This window comes from Rhodococcus sp. PAMC28707, assembly GCF_004795915.1.
GTDB lineage: Bacteria > Actinomycetota > Actinomycetes > Mycobacteriales > Mycobacteriaceae > Rhodococcoides.
Window position 1 is genome coordinate 3,461,583 of the sequence record NZ_CP039253.1, and the last position, 24,791, is coordinate 3,486,373.

At 62.3% G+C, this 24,791-nt stretch carries 23 protein-coding genes and 1 pseudogene; 14 read left to right on the forward strand and 10 right to left on the reverse strand.

What is annotated here, in order from left to right; translation table 11 throughout:
- Positions 1-81: 81 nt before the first annotated feature.
- Positions 82-894 carry a cyclase family protein gene (locus E5720_RS15910; protein ID WP_136171446.1) on the forward strand — a complete coding sequence of 271 codons (813 nt, stop codon included), beginning with the start codon at positions 82-84 and terminating at the stop codon, positions 892-894.
- Positions 891-2,315, forward strand: coding sequence for an MmgE/PrpD family protein (locus E5720_RS15915; RefSeq protein ID WP_136171447.1), 1,425 nt, complete (start codon positions 891-893; stop codon positions 2,313-2,315). Before E5720_RS15910 ends, E5720_RS15915 begins: the two co-directional genes overlap by 4 nt.
- 3 nt (positions 2,316-2,318) lie before the next feature.
- Here E5720_RS15915 and E5720_RS15920 read toward each other — a convergent pair whose 3' ends face one another.
- The gene (locus tag E5720_RS15920) at positions 2,319-3,158 is read right to left on the reverse strand and encodes a CoA ester lyase (protein ID WP_136171448.1); all 840 of its coding nucleotides are present in this window, start codon (positions 3,156-3,158) and stop codon (positions 2,319-2,321) included.
- Positions 3,155-3,955, reverse strand: a complete 801-nt coding sequence (locus tag E5720_RS15925) for an IclR family transcriptional regulator (RefSeq protein WP_136171449.1) — start codon at positions 3,953-3,955, stop codon at positions 3,155-3,157. The genes E5720_RS15920 and E5720_RS15925 overlap by 4 nt, the downstream gene beginning before the upstream one ends.
- Before the next feature lie 242 nt (positions 3,956-4,197).
- Between E5720_RS15925 and E5720_RS15930 the strand changes: the two genes are divergently transcribed.
- Genes E5720_RS15930 through E5720_RS15970 form a run of 9 tightly spaced genes read left to right on the forward strand, consistent with a single transcriptional unit; the run spans position 4,198 to position 13,543 of the window.
- The gene (locus E5720_RS15930) at positions 4,198-5,418 is read left to right on the forward strand and encodes an ABC transporter substrate-binding protein (protein WP_136171450.1); all 1,221 of its coding nucleotides are present in this window, start codon (positions 4,198-4,200) and stop codon (positions 5,416-5,418) included.
- Entirely contained in the window at positions 5,415-6,404 is a 990-nt protein-coding gene (locus E5720_RS15935; protein WP_136171451.1) for a branched-chain amino acid ABC transporter permease, read from the forward strand. Before E5720_RS15930 ends, E5720_RS15935 begins: the two co-directional genes overlap by 4 nt.
- On the forward strand, positions 6,401-7,444 hold the full coding sequence (locus E5720_RS15940; RefSeq protein WP_136171452.1) for a branched-chain amino acid ABC transporter permease: 1,044 nt from the start codon (positions 6,401-6,403) through the stop codon (positions 7,442-7,444). Before E5720_RS15935 ends, E5720_RS15940 begins: the two co-directional genes overlap by 4 nt.
- Positions 7,441-8,163, forward strand: a complete 723-nt coding sequence (locus E5720_RS15945) for an ABC transporter ATP-binding protein (RefSeq protein WP_136171453.1) — start codon at positions 7,441-7,443, stop codon at positions 8,161-8,163. Before E5720_RS15940 ends, E5720_RS15945 begins: the two co-directional genes overlap by 4 nt.
- Complete coding sequence (locus tag E5720_RS15950) at positions 8,160-8,864, forward strand: ABC transporter ATP-binding protein (RefSeq protein ID WP_210729884.1); 705 nt, start codon at positions 8,160-8,162, stop codon at positions 8,862-8,864. Before E5720_RS15945 ends, E5720_RS15950 begins: the two co-directional genes overlap by 4 nt.
- A gap of 13 nt (positions 8,865-8,877) precedes the next feature.
- The gene (locus E5720_RS15955) at positions 8,878-9,510 is read left to right on the forward strand and encodes a hydantoin racemase (RefSeq protein ID WP_136171454.1); all 633 of its coding nucleotides are present in this window, start codon (positions 8,878-8,880) and stop codon (positions 9,508-9,510) included.
- Positions 9,507-10,862 carry an FAD-binding protein gene (locus E5720_RS15960; RefSeq protein ID WP_136171455.1) on the forward strand — a complete coding sequence of 452 codons (1,356 nt, stop codon included), beginning with the start codon at positions 9,507-9,509 and terminating at the stop codon, positions 10,860-10,862. The genes E5720_RS15955 and E5720_RS15960 overlap by 4 nt, the downstream gene beginning before the upstream one ends.
- A 30-nt stretch (positions 10,863-10,892) precedes the next feature.
- On the forward strand, positions 10,893-12,356 hold the full coding sequence (locus tag E5720_RS15965; protein WP_136171456.1) for a dihydroorotase family protein: 1,464 nt from the start codon (positions 10,893-10,895) through the stop codon (positions 12,354-12,356).
- Positions 12,353-13,543: a CoA transferase gene (locus tag E5720_RS15970; RefSeq protein WP_136171457.1), complete on the forward strand. Its 1,191-nt coding sequence runs from the start codon at positions 12,353-12,355 to the stop codon at positions 13,541-13,543. The genes E5720_RS15965 and E5720_RS15970 overlap by 4 nt, the downstream gene beginning before the upstream one ends.
- Before the next feature lie 119 nt (positions 13,544-13,662).
- Here E5720_RS15970 and E5720_RS15975 read toward each other — a convergent pair whose 3' ends face one another.
- Positions 13,663-14,394, reverse strand: coding sequence for an alpha/beta hydrolase (locus tag E5720_RS15975; RefSeq protein ID WP_136171458.1), 732 nt, complete (start codon positions 14,392-14,394; stop codon positions 13,663-13,665).
- Between the two features lie 109 nt (positions 14,395-14,503).
- Between E5720_RS15975 and E5720_RS15980 the strand changes: the two genes are divergently transcribed.
- Positions 14,504-15,166: a WYL domain-containing protein gene (locus E5720_RS15980; RefSeq protein WP_247595991.1), complete on the forward strand. Its 663-nt coding sequence runs from the start codon at positions 14,504-14,506 to the stop codon at positions 15,164-15,166.
- A gap of 110 nt (positions 15,167-15,276) precedes the next feature.
- Positions 15,277-16,884, forward strand: coding sequence for an MFS transporter (locus tag E5720_RS15985; protein WP_136171460.1), 1,608 nt, complete (start codon positions 15,277-15,279; stop codon positions 16,882-16,884).
- 34 nt (positions 16,885-16,918) lie between these two features.
- Here E5720_RS15985 and E5720_RS15990 read toward each other — a convergent pair whose 3' ends face one another.
- The 3 genes from E5720_RS15990 to E5720_RS16000 form a co-directional block, all read right to left on the reverse strand.
- A complete protein-coding gene (locus E5720_RS15990; RefSeq protein WP_247595992.1) occupies positions 16,919-17,869 on the reverse strand; it encodes an ABC transporter substrate-binding protein in 951 nt (316 codons plus the stop codon).
- A 35-nt stretch (positions 17,870-17,904) separates the two neighbouring features.
- Positions 17,905-20,139, reverse strand: coding sequence for an excinuclease ABC subunit UvrA (locus E5720_RS15995; protein ID WP_247595993.1), 2,235 nt, complete (start codon positions 20,137-20,139; stop codon positions 17,905-17,907).
- Positions 20,140-20,305: 166 nt separating this feature from the next.
- Positions 20,306-20,683: a PLD nuclease N-terminal domain-containing protein gene (locus tag E5720_RS16000; RefSeq protein ID WP_136171463.1), complete on the reverse strand. Its 378-nt coding sequence runs from the start codon at positions 20,681-20,683 to the stop codon at positions 20,306-20,308.
- Between the two features lie 254 nt (positions 20,684-20,937).
- On the opposite strand from E5720_RS16000, the gene E5720_RS16005 reads away from it, so the two are divergent.
- On the forward strand, positions 20,938-22,197 hold the full coding sequence (locus E5720_RS16005) for a DUF4185 domain-containing protein (protein ID WP_136171464.1): 1,260 nt from the start codon (positions 20,938-20,940) through the stop codon (positions 22,195-22,197).
- 10 nt (positions 22,198-22,207) lie between these two features.
- Here E5720_RS16005 and E5720_RS22065 read toward each other — a convergent pair whose 3' ends face one another.
- The 4 genes and pseudogenes from E5720_RS22065 to E5720_RS16020 form a co-directional block, all read right to left on the reverse strand.
- Entirely contained in the window at positions 22,208-22,459 is a 252-nt protein-coding gene (locus E5720_RS22065) for a DUF3253 domain-containing protein (RefSeq protein ID WP_247596342.1), read from the reverse strand.
- A gap of 52 nt (positions 22,460-22,511) precedes the next feature.
- Positions 22,512-22,609 (reverse strand): annotated as a pseudogene (locus E5720_RS22070) (DUF2256 domain-containing protein); the annotation flags it as partial.
- Between the two features lie 21 nt (positions 22,610-22,630).
- Positions 22,631-24,169: a glycerol-3-phosphate dehydrogenase/oxidase gene (locus E5720_RS16015; RefSeq protein ID WP_136171466.1), complete on the reverse strand. Its 1,539-nt coding sequence runs from the start codon at positions 24,167-24,169 to the stop codon at positions 22,631-22,633.
- Complete coding sequence (locus tag E5720_RS16020; RefSeq protein WP_136171467.1) at positions 24,166-24,747, reverse strand: TetR/AcrR family transcriptional regulator; 582 nt, start codon at positions 24,745-24,747, stop codon at positions 24,166-24,168. Before E5720_RS16020 ends, E5720_RS16015 begins: the two co-directional genes overlap by 4 nt.
- Positions 24,748-24,791: the final 44 nt, after the last annotated feature.

The window sequence follows — 24,791 nt, forward strand, 5'->3', positions numbered from 1 at the left end:
CCACCCTCAATGCGTCGTTTCGTTGAGCGGAACGGCACGACTCATGAACCGTTCATGTTGCGAGCGAAGGAGACATACGCAATGTCCGATCAACTTCTCCAGGCAGTTGAAGCCGGGGTACAGATCGTCGACCTGGGTCGGCAATTGCGCGTGGGAATGCCGCAATCGCCCAATCACCCACAGTTCTGGCATACGTTGCCTCGCCGTCACGGCGACATGACGCGATCGGACGGCGGTAGCGCTGCCAACGACATGATCACGACCGGCACGCACGTCGGCACCCACATCGACGCGCTTGCGCATGTCTCACACGACGGCAAATTGCACGGCGGCGCCGATGCAGGCCAGTCCTGCATCGGTGGAAAATATGTCGAGCACGGGGTTCATACCATTGCACCGATGGTGAGGCGCGGCGTCCTACTGGACATTCCATCGGTGCTCGGAATCGACCGCTGTGAAGGCGGTTACGAGATCACCGTTGCCGACTTGGAAGCGGCCGCGAGCGCGGAGGGCGTAGCGGTGTCCGAGGGGGACGTCGTACTGATCCGCAGCGGTTGGGGTCAATTGTTCGACGAGGGGCAACCCTACGTTGGGGGTCCTTCGGGAGTTCCCGGCGTCAGCGAAGCAGGCGCGCAGTGGCTCGCATCCAAGAAGGTGCATGCCGCAGGTGCCGACACGATCGCGTTCGAACAGCTCGCGCCAGGTGGTGGGCACGCACTTCTTCCTGCCCACCGAGTTCTTCTCGTAGAGAGCGGGATCTACATCATCGAAGCGCTCGACCTCGAAGAACTGTCCACGAAGAAGCAGTACGAGTTCACTTTCGTGCTGGTCCCGCTCAATATCTTCGGTGCGACAGGCTCCCCGGTTCGACCGTTGGCCGTGACCAACTCATGACCGATACCACTCTTGCCCAGCACCTGGCGCGCTTTGCAGCCGCGACCACGTTCGAGGACCTGCCCGACGCAGTCGTGGACAGCGTCGGAATGCGCGTACTCGACACGTTGGGTATCGCCATTGCGGCAACCGATCTCGATACCAGCCGCGCCGCAATAGCCTGGGCAACCGAGCAAGGCGGAGCGGCAAAGGCTTTCGCGGTAGGCGTCGAGGCTGCGCTCCCGGGACCGATGGCTGCATTCGTCAACGGCGTGCTGGCACATTCTCTCGACTTCGACGACACCCACCTGCCCTCGATCCTGCACCCGAGCGCCACCGTCGTACCTGCAGCCTTGGCCGCGGCCCAGCAACACGGCGCCGACGGGCGAACGTTGGTTCGTGGCATAGCGATCGGCTTGGAAGTCTGTGTCCGGATCGGGATGGCAGGTTTCGACCCCGAGACCCAGAACTCGGTGTTCTTCGAACACGGTCAGCACGCGACGTCGATCTGCGGCGCCATGGGTGGAGCGGTAGCAGCTGCCGTCATCGGCGGCGCATCGGAAGCAACGATCGTCGACACTCTCGGAATCGCTGCGTCGATGGCGTCGGGAATCATCGAGGCGAACCGCACCGGCGGCACCGTCAAGCGCATGCACTGCGGGTGGGCAGCACATTCGGCATTGGCTGCTGCGGGACTTGCGCGTCACGGCATCACCGGCCCGCCGACCGTGCTCGAAGGCCGATTCGGCTTCTTCGAAGCGTGGCTGCATCAACCGGGCCGGGCGTCGGAGATCGTCGACGGCCTCGGAACGGAATGGGCTGTGCCCAACATCTTCTTCAAGCCTTACCCGGCGAATCACTTCACCCATGCTGCGGTCGACGCGGGTGCTGCGCTCCGCAATCGCGGCATCGCACCGTCCGATGTGGAGAAGTTGGTTCTCGGCGTGCCCGCGGCGAACCTGCGAACCATCGGTGAGCCGATCGAGGTCAAACGCACACCGACGACCGGATACATGGCGCAGTTCAGTGGGCCGTACGCACTTGCAGTGGGCATGTTCGGCGGCGGCGGGCTCGGTGCAGCGTTGGAAGACTATTCGGACGAACTGGCCAATGCCGAGGACCGCCGAGCGTTGATGGCCAAGGTCGATGTGGTTCCGGATGCTCGCTGCGACGCCATCTTCCCGCACCAGTTCCCGGCAGTGCTGACCGCGACGTTGACGGATGGAACCACGGTGGTCGAGGAAGTCCTCACCACCCGAGGTGGCCCCGAGCGACCACTGTCCTTCGAGGAGGTCTCGGCGAAGTTCCGTGCGAACGCCGGACCGTTCATGTCCGAATCGGATGTGGCCCAGCTGGCCGAGCGGTGCCATGGACTGCCCGATCTGACGGACATCGGCACCCTGCTCGCCCCGCTGAGGAGAATCGGTACTGCCACTCGGTAGTGACTACGCCCGAGCCAGGACTTCCCGCGCCCCGCGCATCACGGCTTCGTCGACGAAGCGGCCATGGTCGTCCACAGTCGGACCGCCATCGGACAGTTCGTACAGTTCCACCAATCGGCGGGCCGAGGCGATTGTTTCGTCCGACGGCGTCAAGGCCGCGTTGATGATGGGAACCTGGCTCGGGTGCAGTGCTGTTCGGGCGCGGAAGCCCATGTTCACGAAGTGCTGGGTGGTGGTCACGAAGCCGTCAAGGTCGCGGAAGTCTGTCGAAGTCGGGGCAACGGGAGCGGCCAGAGACGCTGCAGCGCAACCTATGACGACCTGCATGCGGATGGTGTCGATCACGGCTTCGGTTTCCGGGGTGCGCGCGATGCGCAGGTCGGCGAGCAGGTCCACCTCGCCGATTCCGAAGGTGCGAACACGCGCGTATTCGGCCATCGCAGCAATGGAGCGTAAGGCGTCGGCAGTTTCTAATAGCCCGATCACGGCGAGGGGTTCCATCATGCGTGTCGACTCGAGTTCGGTGAGGAGCGCATCCGCGCGGGCCAGCGTGGCGGTCGAGCATTTGGCGATCATTATGCCCGCGACACCGGACTGAGCGGCCGCGTCGAGGTCTTCTGCCAGAAATTCGGGAGTGATCCGGACCCATATCTCGGTGCCCGAAGGCTCGCGCGTCATCAACCAGTCGCTGACGGCTTCTCGTGCACTTGCCTTCTGGGACAGGGGCACCGCATCTTCGAGGTCGATGATGACGGCATCGGTGTCACCGCGGACAGCTTTGTCGAAGAGTGCGGGCTTGATTGCGGGGACATAGAGGAACGAGCGAGAATCTGTGCGAGTCATCGAGTAGCACGAGCTTCCAGGATCTGGGTGATCGACCGAGCTGCGGTGACCACCTGGCGGGCATGGATGGCATGTTTCTCGTCCGCGGTCGAGGCATAGCGGAAAGCCGGGCCGGAGGAACTGACCGAGCCCAGAACATGATTGGACGCGTCGAAGAACGGCGCAGCGATGGAGGCCGCGCCAGTGTTTCGTTCGTTGATCGATGTCGCGTATCCGATGTCGCGGATCTCGGCGAGACGCTCACGAAAGGACACAGCGTCGACGTCGGGAGTGGTTCCCTGAAGCTCCTCGAGTGCTTCGACGGCGAAGTGGTCCGGCAGGAAGGCGAGGATTGCGCGGCTCGATGCCCCTGAGTGCAGCGGGAACTGGGGACCGATCTCGACAACCATCTTCACTTCCTGCGGACTTTCGTACTGATCGAGATAGACGCGCCGGTGGCCGACGAGAACGGACAGGGTCGCCGTCTCACGGGTTTCCGCGCGCAGTGTCCGAAGCACCGGGGCGGCGATCGATCGGACGTCGAGTTGGCTCCATGCCTTCGTGCCGAGGCCTATTGCAGCCGGGCCGAGCGAGTACGTCGATTCGCCGGCCATCGGCTGCACGATCGAGCGTGAGGCCAGCGACTGCAGAATCCGATGCACGACGGCCTTGCTCAGGTGCAGGCGTCGGGCGATCTCGGATACTCCGAGCGCGCGATCGGACTGTGCGAATGCGAGGAGCACATCTGCCACACGATCTGCTGACTCTGTGCCGGTGGATGTTTCGGCCAGTGAGGTGGAGCTGGGCGGCGTGACCATTCGGCCATCCTTCCGGAATTAGGGGGAAAATGTAGTTCTCCAAAGAGAGTCGACTCTAGCGTTCCGCTGAGCGAACCGTACGCGTAACAAGAATTTCATCAAAGATGCTGTTCTATGGACGTGATGCGTGCCATACTCGGTTTTACGCGAATAGATCACCGATTCCCTGGTGCGCTGAGCGGAACGCTTGACGCAGTGAGAGACGGTTCGACTCGACGCCTCGTGGGCGCGAAAGGCAGACAATGAAGAAGCTTGTAGGCGTGCTGACAGCCGTCGCGGTAATGGGTGCAGCAGCGTGTGGATCCTCTTCGGGGTCCGACGACTCGGGTTCCATCAAGATCGGCTCCGTTCATCCCACCACCGGTGCCCTCGCGGGGGTCGGTGGATTGATGAACGACGGCGCCGCATTGGCGGTTGCCGATATCAACGCCGCCGGCGGAATCTCCTCACTCGAAGGCCGTCAGTTGGAGCTAGTCTCCGGTGACAGTCAGGGCAAGGCCGAGGTCGGGCAGAGTGAGGCGCAGCGATTGATCGACGAGGGTGCCGTCGCACTGGTCGGCACCTATCAGAGCGACGTCACGCAGAATGTCGCCTCGGTAGCCGAACGGTCCCGCGTGCCGCTCGTCATCGATGTCGCCGTGGACGACAAGATTCTCGATCAGGGCTATCAGTACTCGTTCCGTATGCAGCCCAACGCGTCCAGCATGGGAACCGACGGCGCCAAGGCATTGGCGGCGATCGGACAGCAGACCGGACAGTCCATCGACAAGGTGTCCTACCTGCACATCGAAGGATCGTTCGGAGACAGCGTCTTCAACGCATTCGAAGCGGAAGCTGCCAACCAGGGCATCTCCTCGGTGCAGGAAATCACCTATCCCGCAACGAACTTCTCCGACGCAACCACTCAGGTTCGGGAAGCAGCCGTCAGTAACCCCGACGTCATCGTCGCCACCGGTTACTACCCGGATGGTCTCCTCATCGCCAAAGCGGTGCAGCAGCTGAACTTGAAGGTCAAGGGCGTCTACGGAATTGCCAACGGCGCGTTCGACGACAGCTCCTTCCCTGCGGCGGCCGGAGCTGCCGGTGAGGGCGTGCTCAGCGCCAATTACCACTTCGACGCGACGAGCGAGCGCACCAACGAGATTCGAGGCCGCTTCCAGCAGCAGTTCGGCCGCCCGATGGAGACCGCAGCAATGCTGTCCTACCAGGCCGTCGAGGTCATCGCTGCAGGTCTCGAGGACGGCAAGGACACCGATCCAGAGGCTCTGCGCGACGCCATTTCCGGTGTCTCCATCGAAGATCCACTGCTCGCGTTCGACGGACCCATCGAGTTCGACGAGACCGGTCAGAACAAGAACGCAACGGTCATCGTCATGCAGGTCCGCGATGGTGCAGTAGCGCAGGTCTTCCCCGCGGAATTCGCCACGGACGCAATCGAATTCCCAGTCGGGGCCGGGCAGTGACCGACGCAGCAACTGCGACGGCACCGGTCAAGCGGCGCACGCTGTCGGGGATGAACCCCGCGGTGGGCGTGGCGACCGTCGTGGTGGTGATCATGGCCGTCATTTATCTGGTGGGCGGCAAAGATCAAGGACTGGTGACCCAGTCGCTGGTTTCAGGATTGCTTCTCGGCGGCGTGTACGCGCTGATCTCGGTCGGTCTGACACTGATTTTCGGAGTCTTGGGCATCGTGAACTTCGCCCAGGGCGCGATGCTGACGATGGCGATGTACATCGTGTATGCGCTGTCCACCGCCGGGCTACCGGTGTATCTCGCCACCGTCATCGCGGTGCCGCTGATGTTCGTGTTCGGCATGATCGTGCAGGCAACGCTGTTGACGAAGCTGACGATCAGCGGCAGCCACGACGGTCCACTACTGGTCACGCTCGGTCTGTCCCTGCTCATCATCAACGTCTTGCTGATGATCTTCGGGGGAAGGCCCAAATCGGTTCAAGCCCCGATCGACGGTTCGGTCTCGATCCTCGGAGCCGTGGCGTCGTGGCCGCGGGTTCTGGCCTTCATCGGAGCCGCTCTCGTCGCCGTCGCATTGACTGCCGTGCTCAAGCGCACCCCGCTCGGGCTGTCCATTCGCGCAGTGGCGTCGAACTCCGAAGGAGCCAAACTCGTCGGAGTCGACATCGGCCGCGTCTACGCCCTGACCTTCGGCATCGGTGCGGCATGTGTCGCCGTCGCCGGGGGATTGATGACCCCGTTCACCAGTCTCACCCCGTCGGTGGGAGAGCAGTTCACCATCCTCGCATTCGTCATCGTCGTGCTCGGTGGTCTCGGAAGCGTTGTCGGTGCCGTGATCGGCGGTTTGGTGATCGGCCTGGTGCAGACGGTCGGAGCTCTCTTCCTCCCCGGTACCGGATCACTCATTCTGGTGTTCGCGGTGTTCATCCTCGTCCTGTTTCTCAAGCCCGAAGGATTGTACGGAGCCCGCCGATGACCGACACTGTGACAGCACCGACATCGGTGCCAGAAGATTCTCGACTGAAAGACACCTGGCTGAAACGGCAGCTCATCACGCTCGTCATCGGCTTCGTCGTCGTAGCTGCGTTGCCACTGATTCTCGGTGAGCAAGCTCAGACCGTTGCCGTTCGGACGCTGATCTTCGCCCTCATGGCAGTGGCGTGGAACATCATGAGCGGCTTCGGCGGGATGTTCAGCTTCGGCCACGCCGCGTTCTTCGGTATCGGTGCGTACACCGGGGCCTACCTGCTGGTGGACTATGGAATCTCGCCCTGGATCTCGATGGCGGTCGCCGCGGTGATCTCGGCCTCGGTCGGAACGCTGCTCGCCTATCTGTGTCTGCGCTACCGGCTTGCCGGTTCCTATTTCGCGTTGGCTACCTTCGCCTTTGCTCAGATGTTCCTGTTGCTGGTGCAGAACCTGGAGGTCTTCCACAAGACCGAAGGATTCAATGTGCCGCTTCTACCACGTGATTCGTGGTGGATGCTGCAGTTCGAGAAAGGAAGTCCCAACTACATCTGGATCCCATTGGTGATTCTCGCGCTTGCCGTGCTCGGCACTATCTTCTACGTGCGTTCCCGAGCCGGCCAGTTCGTCCAAGCGGTGCGCGACGACGAGACCGCAGCCGCGTCACTTGGCATCGATACGATGAAATACCGCCTCATCGCGGTCGCGTCCAGCTGTGCACTGATCGCGGTCGCCGGCGTGTACTACACGCAGTACTACTTTTTCGTCGGTCCGGAACAGGCCTTCGGATCCGCGGTATCGGTTGAAGCCATCGTTCCCGCCGTCATCGGTGGGATCGGCACCATCTGGGGCCCGGTCCTCGGCGCCGCAGTGATCGGGCCACTGTCGGAGATCATCAACGAACTCCTGCGCAACCCGCCGGGATTTCTCGGATTTCTCGATGGTGCAATCGGTCTAGACGTAGCGGTGTACTCGGTGATCTTGATCCTGATCGTCATATTCCTCCCCAAGGGGATCTTCGGCACTATCCGTGAGAGGTGGTTTCGATGAGCCTGCTGAGCATCGAAGGTCTGAGTAAATCCTTCTCCGGGATTCATGCCGTACGAAACGTCACCCTCGACGTTTCCGAGCACGAATTTCTGGGCATCATCGGCCCCAACGGTGCGGGCAAGACCACACTGTTCTCACTTCTGTCCGGTGAGCAACCGCCCACCGAGGGGCGAATCGTTTTCGACGGCAAAGACATCACCGGTTGGCCTGCCAACAAGATCGCACGCAGCGGACTAGTTCGGACTTTCCAGCTCATGCGACCGTTCGAATCGATGTCGGTGCTCGAGAACGTCACCGTCGCAGCGCTGAGCAAGCGTCGATCGCGTAAGGACGCGCGCCGACATGCACTCGAGGTACTCGATCGAGTGCAGCTTTCGGACCAGGTCGGCGGCACAGTGTCGACCATGTCCACCGCCGGTCTCAAACGGCTCGAGCTGGCACGCGCGCTGGCTATGGAGCCACGTGTCGTGCTGCTCGACGAGGTACTCGCCGGATTGGTACCAGCCGAGCGGGCCCCGATGATCGAGTTGCTGCGCACCCTGCACGACGAGGGCCAGACCGTGTTGTTCGTCGAACACATCATGGCGGCTGTCATGGCGCTTTCCGAGCGCCTCGTCGTCATGCACGAAGGTGCGGTGTTGACCTCGGGGGATCCACGCACGGTCATCGAGGACAGCCGCGTCGTCGAGGCATATCTCGGTGAGGAGAAGACGGCATGATGCTCGAGATCGACAACTTGCACGCCGGATATCGGCGTTTGGAAATTCTGCATGGACTGGATATGTCCATCGCAAAGAACGAGATCGTTTCGCTCATCGGCGCGAACGGTGCAGGCAAGACGACGACCTTGCGAGCATTGTCCGGACTGGTCTCACCGACCGGCGGCCGAATCATGTTGGACGGGGTCCCTATTCACGGGATGCGAGCCGACCGGATCGTCAAGGCGGGCTTGGTCCATGTCGCACAGGACCGTGCACTGTTCGGTGCCCTGCCGGTCTTCGAGAATCTCGAAATGGGTGCGTACACACAGAAGCGCACTACGGTCAAGGAGTCCCTGGACCAGGTATACGATCTGTTTCCCATCCTCGCCGAGCGTCGTGATCAGCTCGCCGCCACCATGTCCGGCGGACAGCAACAGATGCTTGCCATCGGTCGTGCGTTGATGGCGAAGCCTCGGCTTCTCACGCTCGACGAACCATCGGTGGGGTTGGCCCCTAAACTGGCCGCTCAGGTTTTGGACGCAATTGTGCGTATCCGCGATACCGGTGTGACAGTGCTCATCGTCGAACAGAACGCTGCACAAGCGCTCGACATCTCCGATCGCGCCTACGTGATCGAGAGCGGCTCGATCGTGCTCACAGGCACGGGATCCGAGCTTGCTCACGACGATCGCGTCAAGGCCGCCTACCTCGGAATTTAGGAGTTACGCCCACATGCGCCTCTTGGCATTCACCCCCATCGATGTCGACGACACAGAACTGCGTCGTCGACAGGAACGCTACGATCAGCTCGCACCCGAGACAGTGTCCGTCGAACTACGAAACATCGGTGCAGTTGCACCTTCGGCACTCGACACCGAGGAAGAGATCCGAGCATCGGAAAAGGTTCTTGCAGAGGCATTTCGGACAGTCGATCCGACCGGATTCGACGGGTTTCTACCAGACTGCGTTCTCGATCCATGTGCGGAAGAAGCGGATTCGTTCGCACGTCCGCTGTATGGATTGTCGCGATTGACAGCTTCGTTCTTCCTCTCACAGGGATTGCACGTCGGCGCACTGGCTCGAAACGGTGCCATCGCAGCAGAATTGGACTCTCGACTGGCGTCCTACGACATAATTGCCGATCCGACGAAAGTCCTCGGCCTCGATGTCGCCGATATCGCCGACTCACAGGCCTGGGGCCGCGCGGTGACCGAGCGTGCGGCATCGATGACCTGCGACGTCGCCATCAACGCCTGCTCGGCGGTGGAACTGGCTGATCCCCCCGCGCGACCACTGGTCGTCGACCCGACCGCGATTGCGCTCCAACTCCTGGGGCTGCAGTCGAGATGGGTAACGCAGGCATGAGCGAGAACGGACCCGACCTCGTCGTGGCAGGAGCGGGCGGCGGTCTCGTCGCTGCGCTTCGGGCCGCCCAACGTGGGCTCGATGTCTTGGTCGTCGAGGCGAGCGAGCACTTCAAGCGCGGCAACAACACCGCGATGTCGACGGCCATGATTCCAGGGGCCGGATCGCGATGGCAGCGTGAGTCCGGGATCGACGATTCGCCAGGACAATTCGTCGACGACATCCTCCGTAAAACCAAGGGTACGGCCGACGAACGCCTTGCTCACGCCTTGGCGAATGTCAGCGCGCAACTGGTGGAATGGTTGGCCGACTACCTGAAGATGCCGCTGGAGCTCGTCACCGACTTTTCCTATCCAGGTCACTCGCAATTGCGTTGCCACACAGTCGAGGGCCGTCACGGTACCGCGATCGTCGATCATCTCGTCCGCGCAGTCGCCGACGAGCCGAGGATCGATCTGTTGGTGCCGGCTCGGCTCACCGAGGTCACGGTCGATGTCGAAGGCAGAGTCGACGGTGTGGTGATCGCACTGCCCGACGGCAGCACCGAATCGATACCGACGAAGGCTGTGCTGTTGGCCACCAATGGTTACGGTGCCGACCCCGATCTCGTTGCAGATTACGTTCCGGAGATTGCGGCGGCTCGATATCACGGTAGCGAATATTCGGTGGGCGATGCGCTGAGTATCGGTGCACGCCTTGGTGCCGAATCGAAGTTCCTCGACTCCTACCAAGGGCATGCAGCGCTGTCGAAGAAGGCCGGAACACTCGTCGGTTGGGCAACGGTGATGCACGGTGGTGTCGTGCTCGATCTGGAAGGCCGACGGTTCGGCGACGAGACCACCGGCTACTCCGAGTACGCGGCTGCCCTCGCTGCCCGACCACACTCCGAGGGTTGGATTATCATCGACCACTCGATCTATGACAAGTGTTTGTCCTTCAAAGACTTTCGGCAGACTGTAGAGTCCGGTGCGCTCGTCTGGGCGGACGGCGCCGCGGAGCTTGCCGAGGCGACGGGCCTACCGTCGGACGCAGTCGTGGACGAACTTTCCACTCTCGACAGCGTTGCCCGGGGCATAGTCGCAGATCCATACGGTCGCACCTCTTTCGAGCACACGCTGGCGGCGCCGTATGCAGCGATCAAGATCGTGCCAGCGTTGTTCCACACCCAAGGTGGACTCGTCGTCGACGAGAACGCTCGGGTGCTGCGGCCGTCGGGCACGCCTATCGACGGGCTGTTCGCGTCGGGCGGTGCGGCGATGGGAATTTCCGGTCACGGTGCCGCCGGCTACCTTGCGGGTAACGGATTGCTACCTGCTCTCGGCCTGGCATACCTCGCTGCCGGCTACATCTGATTTTCTCCCCATTTCGAAAGGATCCACCAGATGTCTACGTTGATCACCAATGCACGTGTAGTCCGTCCAGGCTCGGATGCCCCCGAAGACGGTGAGCTCCTCGACCTGCTCATCGAAGACGGCAAGTTCACTCGAATCGAGGCCGGGATTTCTGCCGACGCGGCGGACACCGTGATCGATGCTGCAGGCAAGATCGCCTTCCCCGGAGTGGTCGATGCACACCAGCATTGGGGAATTTACAACCCGCTCGGTGAAGACGCCGAAACCGAGTCTCGAGCCTGCGTGCAGGGCGGCGTCACGACGTCGTTGTCCTACATGCGCACCGGGCAGTACTACATGAACACCGGTGGGTCCTATGCGGACGTGTTTCCGAAGGTCCTCGAAGCAACCGAGGGGCGCCCGTACGTCGACTACGCGTATCACCTGGCGCCGATGTCGAAGGAGCACATCGCGGAGATCCCGTCGCTCATCGCCGACCACGGCGTGACCTCGTTCAAAATCTTCATGTTCTACGGCAGCCATGGCTTGCACGGGCGCAGCGTCGATCAGAGCGAGTTCCTGATGACGCCGGAAGGCGAGCGTTACGACCTGGCGCATTTCGAATTCGTCATGCGTGGAATCCAGGCCGCCCGCGAACAGTTGGGCGACAAGGCCGAGCACATCTCGCTGTCGCTGCACTGTGAGACCGCCGAGATCATGAGTGCCTACACCAAGATCGTCGAAGAAGAAGGAACCCTGCAGGGCCTCGCCGCCTACAGTGCGTCCCGCCCGCCACATTCCGAGGGACTTGCGGTCACCATCGCGGCGTTCCTGGCAGACGAGACACAGTTGCCGAACATCAACTTGCTGCACCTGTCCTCGCGTAAGGCAATGACGGCCGCGATGCGGATGGCGAAAGCGTTCCCGCACGTCAACTTCCGTCGTGAGGTCACCATCGGGCACCTGCTGGCCGATATCGAGACCGCCTACGGACTCGGCGGTAAGGTCAACCCGCCACTTCGCCCCCGAGACGACGTCGAAGCACTGTGGGAGCATCTGCTCGCCGGTGACATCGACTGGGTAGTCAGCGATCATGCATGCTGCAAGGACGAGAAGAAGTTCGCCGAGGATCGTGGCGACATCTTCGCCGCGAAATCCGGATTCGGTGGTGCCGAGTACCTGCTCCCAGGTTTGGTCTCCGAAGGCCGTAAGCGTGGACTCAGCTGGCGTCGCATCGCCGAGCTCACTTCGCTCAATCCAGCTTCGCGCTACGGACTTCCGGGTAAGGGCGATATCGCTGTCGGCATGGATGCGGACATCGCACTGGTGGACCCGGATCACACGTGGACCGTGCGTCCGGAAGATTCGGAGTCGACTCAGGAGTACACCCCGTTCGAGGGCTTCGAGCTGGGAGCGAAGGTGACCGACACCTTCGTCCGGGGACAGCGTGTGCTGGCCGACGGCTCGGTATCCGGCAGCCCGGCCGGTCGCTACCTGCATCGCCCGTACAAGTGACCGGCCCACTCGAGGGCATCAAAGTCCTCGACATCTCCACGATTCTCGCCGGCCCCTTGGTGGCGCAGATCCTCGGCGACTTCGGTGCCGAGGTCGTCAAGATCGAACATCCGACCCGGCCCGACGGCATGCGCGGGCACGGGTTGGACAAGGACGGTCACCCGCTCTGGTGGACGATGGTGAGCCGAAACAAGCGCACCATGACGTTGAACCTGGGTGAGGAGAAAGGTGCAGAGATCTTTCGCCGTCTTGCCGCCGAGGCCGACGTCGTGGTCGAGAACTTCCGGCCTGGCACGTTGGAGCGCTGGGGACTCGGCTACGACGTGTTGTCGGCAGACAACCCAGGTTTGATTCTGTTGCGCGTGACAGGTTTCGGCCAGACCGGGCCCTACGCGAAGCGGCCTGCATTCGGAACTCTCGTCGAATCGATGAGCGGATTCGCGCACTTGACCGGTCCTGCCGACGGGCCGCCGACGTTGCCGGCCTTCGGCCTGGCCGATTCACTGGCCGGAATCGCAGGCTCTTCGGCGGTATCCATGGCACTGCTGCATCGAACGAACAATGGCGGCAAAGGCCAGGTCATCGACTTGGACTTGCTGAGTCCGATCATGACGGCGGTGGGGCCGGGGATCATCTACGCGGATCAGCTCGGGATCGATCTCGAACGCACGGGCAATCGATCGAGCAACAATGCACCGCGAAATCTCTACAAGACCTCCGATGGTTTCTGGCTCGCCATCTCCACGAGCGCGAACTCCATCGCCGAGCGGGTACTGCGGTTGGTCGGACACGCGGAGGTTATCGACGAACCGTGGTTCGCGACGGGGCGTGAACGTGCCGCGCACGCCGATCTACTCGACGGATACGTGGGCGGCTGGATCGGAGATCGAACCCGTGACGAAGTCGTTGCCGAGTTCGAAAAGGCCGGTGCTGCGGTGGCTCCGGTGTACAAACCGAGTGAACTACTCGATGATCCCCAGGTGAACGCGATAGAGATGGTGACCACCGTCGAGGACGAGGATCTGGGTCCTGTCCGCATGCAGAACGTGATGTGGCGCATGGGTGACAGTCCCGGCAGCATCCGGCATACCGGGCGCGCGCACGGCGCCGACACCGACGAGGTCCTCGCGGAGTTGGGTTGCAGTGTGGATTCGATCGAGGAACTGCACAGGTCCGGCGTCGTCTAGCTGTATCGAATCGTAGAAAGGGCTGCAGCCTCGGAGGTATAGCTGCGGGCCGGAGTGCGGTGAAAGCATTCGGAGGGGCCAGCCGGATTCGGCTGGCCCCTCCGTACTGCGCCTGCGGTTCAGTTGGTTCGAGAAACCGCTGAGTGAATCGCCTTGGCGAGGTCGAGGGGACGGCTCCACATAGGCCAATGACCCGTGGGGAGGTCGATGACGTCGAATTGTTCGAGCTTCGCGACCTCGGCGAACATGGCATGGCCTGATCGGGCCAATTCGAGCACCTGCGCGCCAGAGATCGAGCAGCACACCAGGGTGGTCTGAACCTTGCGGCGGGCGTCGTTCGTGAGCTCGACGGATTGACGAAGTACGGGGCCGGGCTCTGGGACGGCCCGGGCCCGAAAACGCTCGAGTACCGCTGCACTCAGGCCTTCGAGGCTCGCCTGCTGCGCGAGGACGTCGAATGGCGGCAGCGCAAGCTCCTCCAACCCCTCCGGAAGTTCTGGGGCGTGGACACTTCCGGTTGCCACGGGGCCGGAGTCGACCCACACCACCCGCTGGACAAGCTCCGGATGTCGGTCGATGACGAGGCTGACAGGAGCGTTGGCCCCACTGTGAGCGACGAGAATCACGGGCTGATTCCCGTGTCGAGCAATGACGTCGAGGATCGCTTCGACTTGATCGTCGAGAGTCCTTGTCGCACGCTCCGGATCGTCCCTGTCGAGGCCAGGCAGTGTTATTGCGAGCGCACGAGACTGGTCTGTTTTCAGGTGTTCGAGGACTTCGTCCCACGCCCAGGCACCCAGCCAGTGGCCGGCAACAAGGATGATGGTCGGACTGCTGATAGTGGTCGACATGCCACAACTCTCGCAGGCCCGATGGACAGTGGTATGTCACTATTTGTGTCATGAATTGGCCGCGGTCCGATTAGTGAAGCGAGCAGAACGGCTCCATGCTCTGTCAGAGATGTTGCACCGCAGTGGCGCGCGTGGGGTATCCGCCGAACGGTTGGCGAGAGAGTTCGAAGTGTCCGTGCGGACAATCAAAAGAGACCTCGACGCGTTGGAGAACAGCGGCAGTCCGCTATGGTCGCGCCCAGGTCCGGGCGGTGGATACGGAATGGCCAAAGGCGCGTTCTTGCCACCTGTCAGTCTGTCTCCAGCGCAGGCTGTGGCGCTCATGGCGGCTGTGTCCGCTGCGGCCGATGCCCCCTACTCCGATCTGGCAGCAGCCGGCATCCGAAAGGTCATGGATGTTCTCGATCTCATCACGCGTGCAAGGGCCGAAAATTTAGCTCGTCGGGTGTGGGTAGACGAGGGTTTTTCATCTTCACGCGCAACGAAATCGGCCATGGAAGAGGCGATGGCCGAGCAGCGAGTGATCCGTATTCGCTACACATCGAGAGACGGCGCCACGACCACCCGCGACGTCGAGCCCGTGCTGTTCGCCTCCACGAACGGCCAGTGGTACTTGATCGGATGGTGCCGAAAGCGCGACGCAATGCGATGGTTTGCGCTCTCGCGCGTAGAGCGGGCCACCGTAACGAGGACGGCCTGCAGCGGCCATACCATCGACGAGGTCGGAGAACCCCCGGCGAACGCCAGACCGGTACACGGCCGGGTGGAGTGAATCGATCAACCTGTGCGATGCGGTGGCGGGTGTCGGCCTTGGTCACCTCTAACGGGTGATCTCCGGCGGATTCAGCTGCGCAATACTGGGCCCCTACAACAGGGGTGTCCATGACTGCCACAACGAAGACTGGCTCGGGTCTGGTGCTGACGGTGCTGGCGTCGAGCCAGTTCCTGATGACTCTGGACAGTTCGGTCATGAACGTGTCGATGGCTACGGTGGCCGAGGATCTCGACACCACGATTACGGGTATTCAAACCGCGATCACGCTGTACACGCTGGTCATGGCGACGCTGATGATCACCGGCGGCAAGATCGGCACCATTGTGGGAAGGCGAAGAGCTTTCGCACTCGGACTCGTGATCTACGGGGTCGGGACGTTGACCACCGCAGCGGCTCCCAATCTTCCGGTGCTGTTGGTCGGGTGGGCGCTCTTCGAAGGCGTGGGCGCGGCACTGATCATGCCGGCGATCGTGGCTTTGGTCGCGGCGAATTTTCCGCCGGAAAAGCGAGCTGCCGCATACGGTTTGGTTGCCGCCGCAGGTGCCATGGCGGTGGCAGCCGGCCCGCTGATCGGTGGTGCGGTCACCACGTTCGCGTCGTGGCGATATGTCTTCGTCGGCGAGGCATTTCTGGTCGTGGCAATCCTGCTGGTGTTGCGCCGCATCAATGATGTTCCGCCGGTCCGCGTCCGACTCGATCTCGTCGGCTCCGCACTGTCGGTGGCAAGCCTGGGAATGCTCGTCTTCGGAGTTCTCAGATCGGGGGAGTGGGGGTGGATTCGTCCCACCCCGGGCGGCGCCCAGATAGCAGGACTGTCCCCGGTGATCTGGCTGCTGATGACCGGCGCGTTGCTCCTGTACGTGTTCATGAGATGGCAGACGCACCTTGCCGAGACCGGACGGGAGCCGCTGATCGATCCGAAGCTGCTTCGCAACCGGCAACTTTCGGGCGGACTCACGATGTTCTTCGCGCAGTTCACGGTTCAAGCCGGCGTCTTCTTCACGGTGCCGTTGTTCCTGTCCGTGGTCCTGGAACTGAGTGCACTGCAGACCGGACTTCGAATCCTCCCACTCTCGGTCGCACTCCTCCTCGCGGCCGCAGGGATTCCCAAGCTTTGGCCCCGCGCCAACCCTCGTCGCGTAGTCCGATTGGGCTGGGGGGCGATGATCGTCGGCATTCTCGTACTGGTCACCGGATTGGATCCCGGAGCCAATGCGAGCATCGTGGCGGTGCCGATGGTCCTGCTGGGGCTGGGACTCGGGGCGCTGGCCTCCCAACTCGGCGCCATCACCGTCTCCGCCGTGCCGGATGAGCAGAGCGCGGAAGTCGGCGGGATACAGAACACTGCAACGAACCTCGGAGCATCGCTCGGAACTGCACTGATCGGGTCGGTCCTCATTGCCACCCTGAGCGCGGCGATCGTTGCCGGCGTGCAGACGAACCCCGGCGTGCCAGAGTCTGTGAAAGCGCAGGCGACCACCGAACTCGCGAGCGGCGTTCCATTTCTCTCGGACACGCAGCTCGAGGCGGCACTGGCCGACGCGGCGGTCCCGCAGTCGAGTGCCGCGCAGATCGTCGACGTCAATTCCGATGCTCGCCTCGAGGCCCTACGTGTGGCCTTGTCCATTGCCGCACTGATCGGCGTGTGCGCCCTGTTCTTCACCGGTAGCGTCCCGCGAGAGGCGCCTTCCGCTCAGGTGACCTCCGATCCGTGAGTGGACCTGGCAACGGCGTCGAAAAGTTTCGGGGTTACTTGTTGCCGGTGAGCACCGCGGCAATTGCCTCGACCTGATCTGCGATACGTGGGCCCCAGCGGCTCGAGAGATCCTCGTCCATCGTGTAGATGCGTCCATCACGCACAGCGCGCATCGAACTCCACCCTGGCCGTGCTACAACGGATTCCGCGGTGACGCCGCAGCACTGCGAATCCGCCAGGAAGATGATGTCGGGATCGTCCGTCACCACCGACTCGGCGGCGAGCTGTGGGTAGTTGCTTGCCGCGCCGTCAGCGATGCTCGTGAGTCCGAACAGTCCGTAGAGCCGGCCGACGAAACTCTGGCTCGTCACGGTGTACAGCTCGGAGTCGAGTTCGTGAAAATAGGTGAGCTCGCCGGAGGGGACGCTGGCGACAGCGTCCTCGATGCGGGTCCGAGTCTGCTCGACCACCGCTTCGGCCTCTGTTTCGTGACCGGTGGCGTCACCGACTCGCTCGATCTGGGAGTATGCGTCGTCGATGCTCGTTGCGGCAGGCAGCAGCAGCGTCGGAATCTGTGCCGTTACGAGGCCGGAGACCAACCCGCCGATATCGTCCGAGGCGATGACGAGGTCTGGTTCGTATCCCACGATCGCTTCGAGACTGGGGGTGTAGGCCGACAAGTCGGTCTTCGGCGCATCGGTCGGGTAGTCCGACTGGCTGTCGACGGCAACCACCTGATCGCCCGCACCTATGGCGAACAATGTCTCGGTGGCAGTCGGACTGAGCGACACGATCGACTTCGGGCGGGACTCGATGGTGATGTCGACTCCGGAATCGGCGGGACCGGAAACCACAGTTTTAGGAAACGACCCGTCGGCCGAAGACGTCGACGAATCCGGCGCCGATGTGTCCGGTCGGTCGTCTGCTGTCCCACTGCATCCGCCCACCACCAGGGCGAGTACTGCAGTGCCGAGCAGAACCTTGAACGCTTGCCGCGTGTGCACGAAAATTTGACCTCCAGCTCGTCGGACGAGATGAATTAACGCCCGAGACTACGTGCCAAGTATGTCCCGGTATGCGTCTCGGTCTGCACCAGGTCTGCCACAGTTCCGGTGAAGGTGATCAGCCCGCCGTTGTGGCCGCCTTCCGGGCCGAGGTCGATGATCCAGTCCGCAGCAGCGACGACGTCGAGATTGTGTTCGATGACGATGACGGTGCGTCCCTCGTCGACCATGCCGGACAGCAGTTCGATCAGGTTGGCCACATCCGACGGATGCAAGCCCGTAGTCGGTTCGTCCAACACCAGAATCGGCGAAGACCCGACGAGTTCTGCCGCCAGTTTGAGGCGCTGGCGTTCGCCACCGGACAACGACGACAGGTTCTGGCCGAGCGAAAGATAGCCGAGGCCGACGTCCATGCATCGACGAAGAATGTCGCGAATCTTCTTGACGTCGAAGAAGTCCTGAGCATCTTCGACGGACATCTCGAAGATGTCGGCGATGCTGACGCCGTCGACGCGGTGCCGGATGGCTCCGGGGCGGAAGCGTCTGCCCTGACACGTTTCGCACGTGCTCGACACAGGATCGGTGAATCCGAGGTCGGTGAAGATCACACCGCTTCCCTGACAATCGGAGCACGCGCCATCGGAGTTGGGGGAGAACAACGACGCCGGTTGGCCGGTCTTCTTGGCGAAGTACGCGCGGATGGGATCGAGCAGGCCCGTGTACGTGGCAGGGGAGGATCTTCTGGACCCGCGAATCGGTGCCTGGTCGATGATGACGGCATCGGGTGCAACTTCGCGAAGATGCCCGTGAACGAGACTCGACTTGCCGGAGCCGGCGACGCCGGTGACGGCAGTCATCACCCCGAGAGGTATCTCGACGCTGACGTTCTGCAGATTGTGGGTGTTCGCCCCACTGATGTGCAGGTGACCGGTCGGTAGCCTGGGTGTGCGGAGCGTGGCATTCTCGCGTCGCAGGGCGACGCCCGTACGTGTATCGGCCTTGGTGAGCTCTTCGTACGTGCCCTCGAATACGACCGTCCCGCCGGCTTTACCTGCACCGGGACCGATTTCGACGATGCGATCTGCAATCGACATGACCTCGGGATCGTGTTCGACCACGAGGACGGTATTTCCCTTGTCTCGCAATGCAAGCAGCATCTCGTCGAGTCGATGCACGTCGCGTGGATGCAACCCCGTGGTGGGCTCGTCGAAGACGTAGAGCATGTCGTTGAGCGTGGCGCCGAGGTGCCGGACCATCTTGATTCGCTGCGACTCGCCACCGGAAAGCGAAGCCGTGGCCCTGTCGAGGCTGAGGTAGCCCAGACCGAGGTCGACGAGTCTGCGCAGCTGAGTCACGATCTCCGTACGTGGACCATCGAGATCTTTGAGCCTCCACGTGTCGATACGGTCCGCGAGATCGGAGACCTGCATGGCAAACGCGTCGGGCAGGGAGAGGCCTTCCAGTGTCGCGGTGCGGATTGTTTCGTTGTACCGAGTGCCTCCGCACTCCGTGCAGGTACCGCGAGTGACGATGCGATCGTAGGCGAGCTTCGCTTTACCCTTGAGCGCGTCGGCATCCTTGGACAGATAGCTGCGCCGGAACCGAGAGATGATCCCCTCGTAGCTCTTCATCACGGCTTCGGGGTTGAGCACGTCGATCTCGCCTGGTTCGGCGTCGAAGAAGATGTGGCGTTCGCGGGCAGAGTATTGCTCCACGGGCACATCGAGATCGAACAATCCGGAATCCGCGAAAACTCGGTACGGCCATTTGCCGGGTTCGAAATCCGGATGTTTGAAAGGTCCCTCGCGCAAAGACTTCGACTCGTCGACGAGTTCGTCGCGATCGACGACCTTGGCCTCGCCGAGCCCCTCGCATTCCTGGCACATACCGGCAGGGTCGTTGAATGAGAAGGCGTTGGCATAGCCGATGGATGGGGTGATTCCGCGAGAGAACAGCATCCGTAGCCAGTCCCCGATGTCGGTGATCGTGCCGACCGTGGAGCGGGGCCCACCGAAGAGCCGCTTCTGGTCGACGATGATGACCGCCGAGAGATTGGCGATGAGGTCCGCGTCGGGCCGTCCGTAGGACGGGAGGAACGTCTGTGCGAAGGCGGTGAACGTCGAGTTGATCTGCCGTTGCGCTTCGGCGGCAATGGTGTCGAACACGAGGGAGGACTTGCCCGATCCGGAAACTCCCGCGAAGACTACGAGCTTTCGCTTCGGAAGGTCCAGATCGACCTCGCGGAGATTGTTCTCGCGTGCTCCGCGCACAAGGATGGTGGACAGTGGGTCGGCCGAGGTTGTGATGGGAGTGTCACCTTTCGCGGAGCCGGATGGTCTCGCACTCGAAGCGTGCAGCTCGCCATCCTACCGTACGCTGTACGGTGACGCTAGTAGTGATGCGTACTCGCCCGCCTGTAGTTCGCCCGCCTGGCGTTCAGTTGCCGGCTTCTCGTTGACGCCGCTCGCGCTCGGTCCGACGTTGACCCTCGGCTCTCGCCCGGCACTGGCGCAGAAACTCCTCATCTGCCGCCGGGTCTTGCGCAAGATGACGACCCGGGCGGGTTTCGTACTCCGGGAACTCGGACGAGTTCTGCCGCCGCGCGATACTTCCGCCGCCGGCGCCGCCCCAGATCCCGCCACCGATAGGTCGGCCCGCCACCAGCCACACCACCGACCCCGCCAATGGAACGAAGACCACGAGTAGCAACCACACCATCTTCGGCAAGTAACGCACCCCGCCGTCGTGCGCGGTGATCACGTCGATGAGACAGAACACCCACAGCAGCGTCACCAGTAATCCGAAATACGGCATTTCGTCACCCTTCTACATCCAAGACCATGCGGTCTTTTACCGATGGGATCGTAACAATTACCTCGAGTCGGGCATCCTCGCGCTGGACCATGCCGAATTCCACGCTTGTAATTCTGCAAATCACCAATTTGTCAAGTAATGACACGTCTCGATTTCTTGCGTGATCAATGGATATGAGTAACACTCTCCCCAACAGTCTCAGGGGTAACACCAGTAACACCAGCGAAGTGCACACCAACGAGGGGGGAGCGTTAATGCGCGCACGTAGTCGGCAGATCGCGGTGGGGGCAGCGATGACCCTGCTGGCCAGTGGGCTCAGCATTCTCTCCTCACCTACTGCGACCGCCGAACCGTGTGGCGGCGCCGGAGGCTCAGGATCGTCGCCGCTGTTCGGCTCTTCGGGTAGCTCGCGCGGTGGACCGGGCAAGGCTCCCGCAGGACCTCAAGGCCCTTTGCCTGCGATCTCGGGCAATACCTCCTCGGTAGCGTGGGTGACCGGCCCGGTCAGCCCCAACAACACCTACGACCGATTCGGCATTTCCGGGACCGACCTCGGCATCAGCTGGGACAACGGTGCCGGGCAGACGTTGATGGCGTTCGGTGACACGTTCGGCAACTGCTCTTTGCCAGGGTCGGAGTGGCGCAGCAACGTACTGATGCGATCCAGCGACACGAATCTGTCCGACGGCATCACCATCACCGACGGAGTACCTCTCGACACGAATTCCGGTGCCGTCGTCGAACCCGGAGCGCCAAGATTTGCGACCGAGGTTGTGCCGAGCCTCGGAGTGGCAGGCGTCGAGGACACCGTCATTCCCACTGCGGCCATCTCCATCGAGGGTGTGCAGTACATGAACTACATGTCGGTCCGGGAATGGGGTGCACCGGGACGGTGGGTCACCAACTTCTCGGCGATCGCAACCTCCACCGACAACGGACAGACCTGGACGACGTCATTGCCCACCATTCGAGCCAATGCGGGCGTCACGGTCCCGGGACTTGCGCAGGTCGAGGAGAGCAATGGCAAGTATCAGATGAATGCGTACGCGAAGGGTCAGGATGGGTACATCTACCAATTCGGTACGCCCAACGGACGTTTCGGCGCAGCCTTCGTGGCACGCGTGATGCCCGACAAAATTCTGGACCTCGGTGCCTACGAATACTCGACGCAGGATCCGGCCAAGCCATGGTCGAAGAATGTCGCCGACTCCGTTTCCACCGTCAAGGAGCCGGTCAGTGAGATGTCCGTTGCGTGGAACGATCACTTGCAGCGGTACGTGATGATGTACGGCAACGAAAACGATCGAACTCTGTTGGCGCGCACCGCCGAGAAGCCCGAAGGCCCGTGGAGCGGGCCGACCACGTTGCTGGACTCGCGGCAGACGGCAGGCGGCATCTACGCACCCTTCATCCATCCGGTGACTAGTGGCAACAAGCTCTACTTCACGGCCTCGAGATGGTCGGACTACAACGTACTGTTGCTCGAGACCAACCTCGACGCACTCGCTCACTGACAGTCCTTAGCTAACGAGCCCAACGAATTCGAATTGGTCCCTTTGCCGTCGACGGGTCCACCACCGAGCCCTTCTGAGTGACCTCCACCTCGCCGGCGTCGACCATTCGCCTGGCGGCTTTCCGCACCGGTTCCATCAGATCCCGCCAGTCGTTGTCGGACATCGCCCGGGCAACATCGGACGGACAGATCGTCGCGTCCCGAGCCCGCGCGTCGAGTAGCTCTTTGATCTTCTGCTCGATTCGGAGGTCGGTGCCGCTCACCTTGTTCGTTCGGCATGCGGCGCTACAGTATTCGACGTCATCGAAGTTGTTCGCCCATTTCTTGCGCCATTCGATGCGCCGCCCGCAGGACTTACAAGTCTTGTCCTCTGGTGACGGCTCTGCGCGCTTCTTGTGGGCCACCTCATCCACTGTAGATCGGCTGCGCGACGGCTAGTGGACGAACGTTGCGGCGACGTCGACCACTGCCGCACGATCCGCGGCGACCAGACCGATTCGGGTGCGACGGTCGACGATGTCGGACACGTCGAGTGCGCCTTCATACCGCACTGCGAACTCGAACTCGGCGCGGGTGACGTCGATCCCGTCGGCAACCCGCTCGAGGGGGCGTTCGCACGTTGCATTCTCGATGACTGCCGAGGCCTCGCCTCCATACCGTGCGACGATGGATGCCGGTACATCGTCCCGCGGGGGAGCGAGTGGCGTCGCCGGATTTCCAGGAGCACCTACCAGCGGCAACGAACGAGTCCGACACGGCGCGAGCTCGAGACCCCGGGCCCGCCCGGCGCGGTCGAGGACGTCCTGCGCCATATGCCGGAACTCGGTAAGCTTCCCGCCGACCACGCTGAAGACGCCGTTCGGGGACTCCAGCACCGCATGGTTGCGAGACACATCCGAAGTTCGACCCTCGCCGGTATCGATCAACGGCCGTAGACCTGCGAAACTTCCCAGCACATCCTTTCGGGTGACTGCAGTGCCGAGTGCGGTGTTCACGGTAGCGAGCAGAAAGTCGATCTCCTTGTCCGTCGCTACCGGTTCGTCGGGGATCGGGCCTGGGGCCTCTTCGTCGGTGAGGCCCACGTACACCCGGCCCAACTGCTCCGGCATCGCGAAGACGAATCGGTTCGTCTCACCGGGGATCGGCACCGTCAATGCTGCTGTCGGGTTCCCAAAAGACTTCGCGTCGAACACCAGATGTGTTCCACGACTGGGGCGTAGACGGATGGAGGTATCGACCTCGCTGGCCCATACGCCGGTCGCGTTGATGACGAGACGAGCCGCGAGATCGAAGCCCTCCCCGGTCAGTTGGTCGGTCAATCGCACCGATGAACCAGTGGCCTGCGACGCCGCGACTTTGGTGAGAATTCGCGCGCCGTGCTGAGCTGCCGTGCGAGCAACCGCCACGACGAGGCGGGCGTCGTCGATCAGCTGTCCGTCGTAAGCGAGCAAACCGCCGGTAAGCCCGTCCCTTTCCACAGCAGGCACCAGTCCGATTGCCCGCGCGGCGCTGACCTTACGCGAGCGAGGCAGCGTCGACGCCGGGGTGCGCGCGGCGAATCTCAGCACATCTCCAGCGATAAACCCCGTCCGCACCAACGCTTTCGACCCGGCCGACATCGATGGCAACAGGGGCACCAACTGTGGCATTGCCGTCACCAGGTGAGGTGCGTTGCGCGTCATCAGCAAACCGCGTTCGACGGAGCTGCGTCGTGCTATCCCGACGTTGCCGGTGGCGAGATAGCGCAGACCTCCATGGACGAGTTTGGAGCTCCACCGGCTGGTGCCGAAAGCCAGATCGTGCTTCTCCACGAGAACCACGCTGAGCCCACGAGATGCTGCATCGAGCGCAACTCCGGTACCGGTGATACCGCCACCGATGACGACGACGTCGACAGGCTCGGTGGTGTTGCCGAGTACGGCCAGGTCATTCGTGCGGCGCGCGCGATCGAGCGATGCGGACAAAGTAGTCACGAGGTGAGGTATCCGTTCAACATGTAGGCGAGTTCCGTTGCGAGTGAATCGCCGTCGAGAATCGACTCGACGAGCTGTCCTGACTGGAGGACGGACTGCACGGTGAGCAGCACCATAGCGGCCAGTTCGCGGGTATTGCCGTTGCGGATGCTGCCGTGAGCTTGACCTCGCGCGATCCCGCCTTCGAGTGCTGCGATCGCGAAGTGCTGACTGGTGCCGAGTCTTCCGGTGATGTAGACCATCAAGAATTCGGGTGCAGTGTGCAGCACCGACATCACTACCGCGTCACTGCGCAGCAGGCCTGCGATGGACACGATTCTCTCCACCAACTGCTCACGCGAATCGCCGCGCTCGGGAACGTGAACGACGGCCCCGGTGATTCGGTCGGTCAAGACCGCGGCCAACACGGAGTTCATGTCAGGCCATCTTCGGTAGATCGTCGGTCGGCTCACTTCGGCGCGGCGGGCGATTTCGGCGAGTGTGACCCTCGCGAAACCGTAGTCGACGACGCACTGCGCCGCAGCGTCGAGCACCTGAGCCTCGACTGCGTCGATGGCATCGTTACAGGTTGACAGCATGTGTAACAATGTAACACGTGACTACCTCGGACTCCCGTATGGGC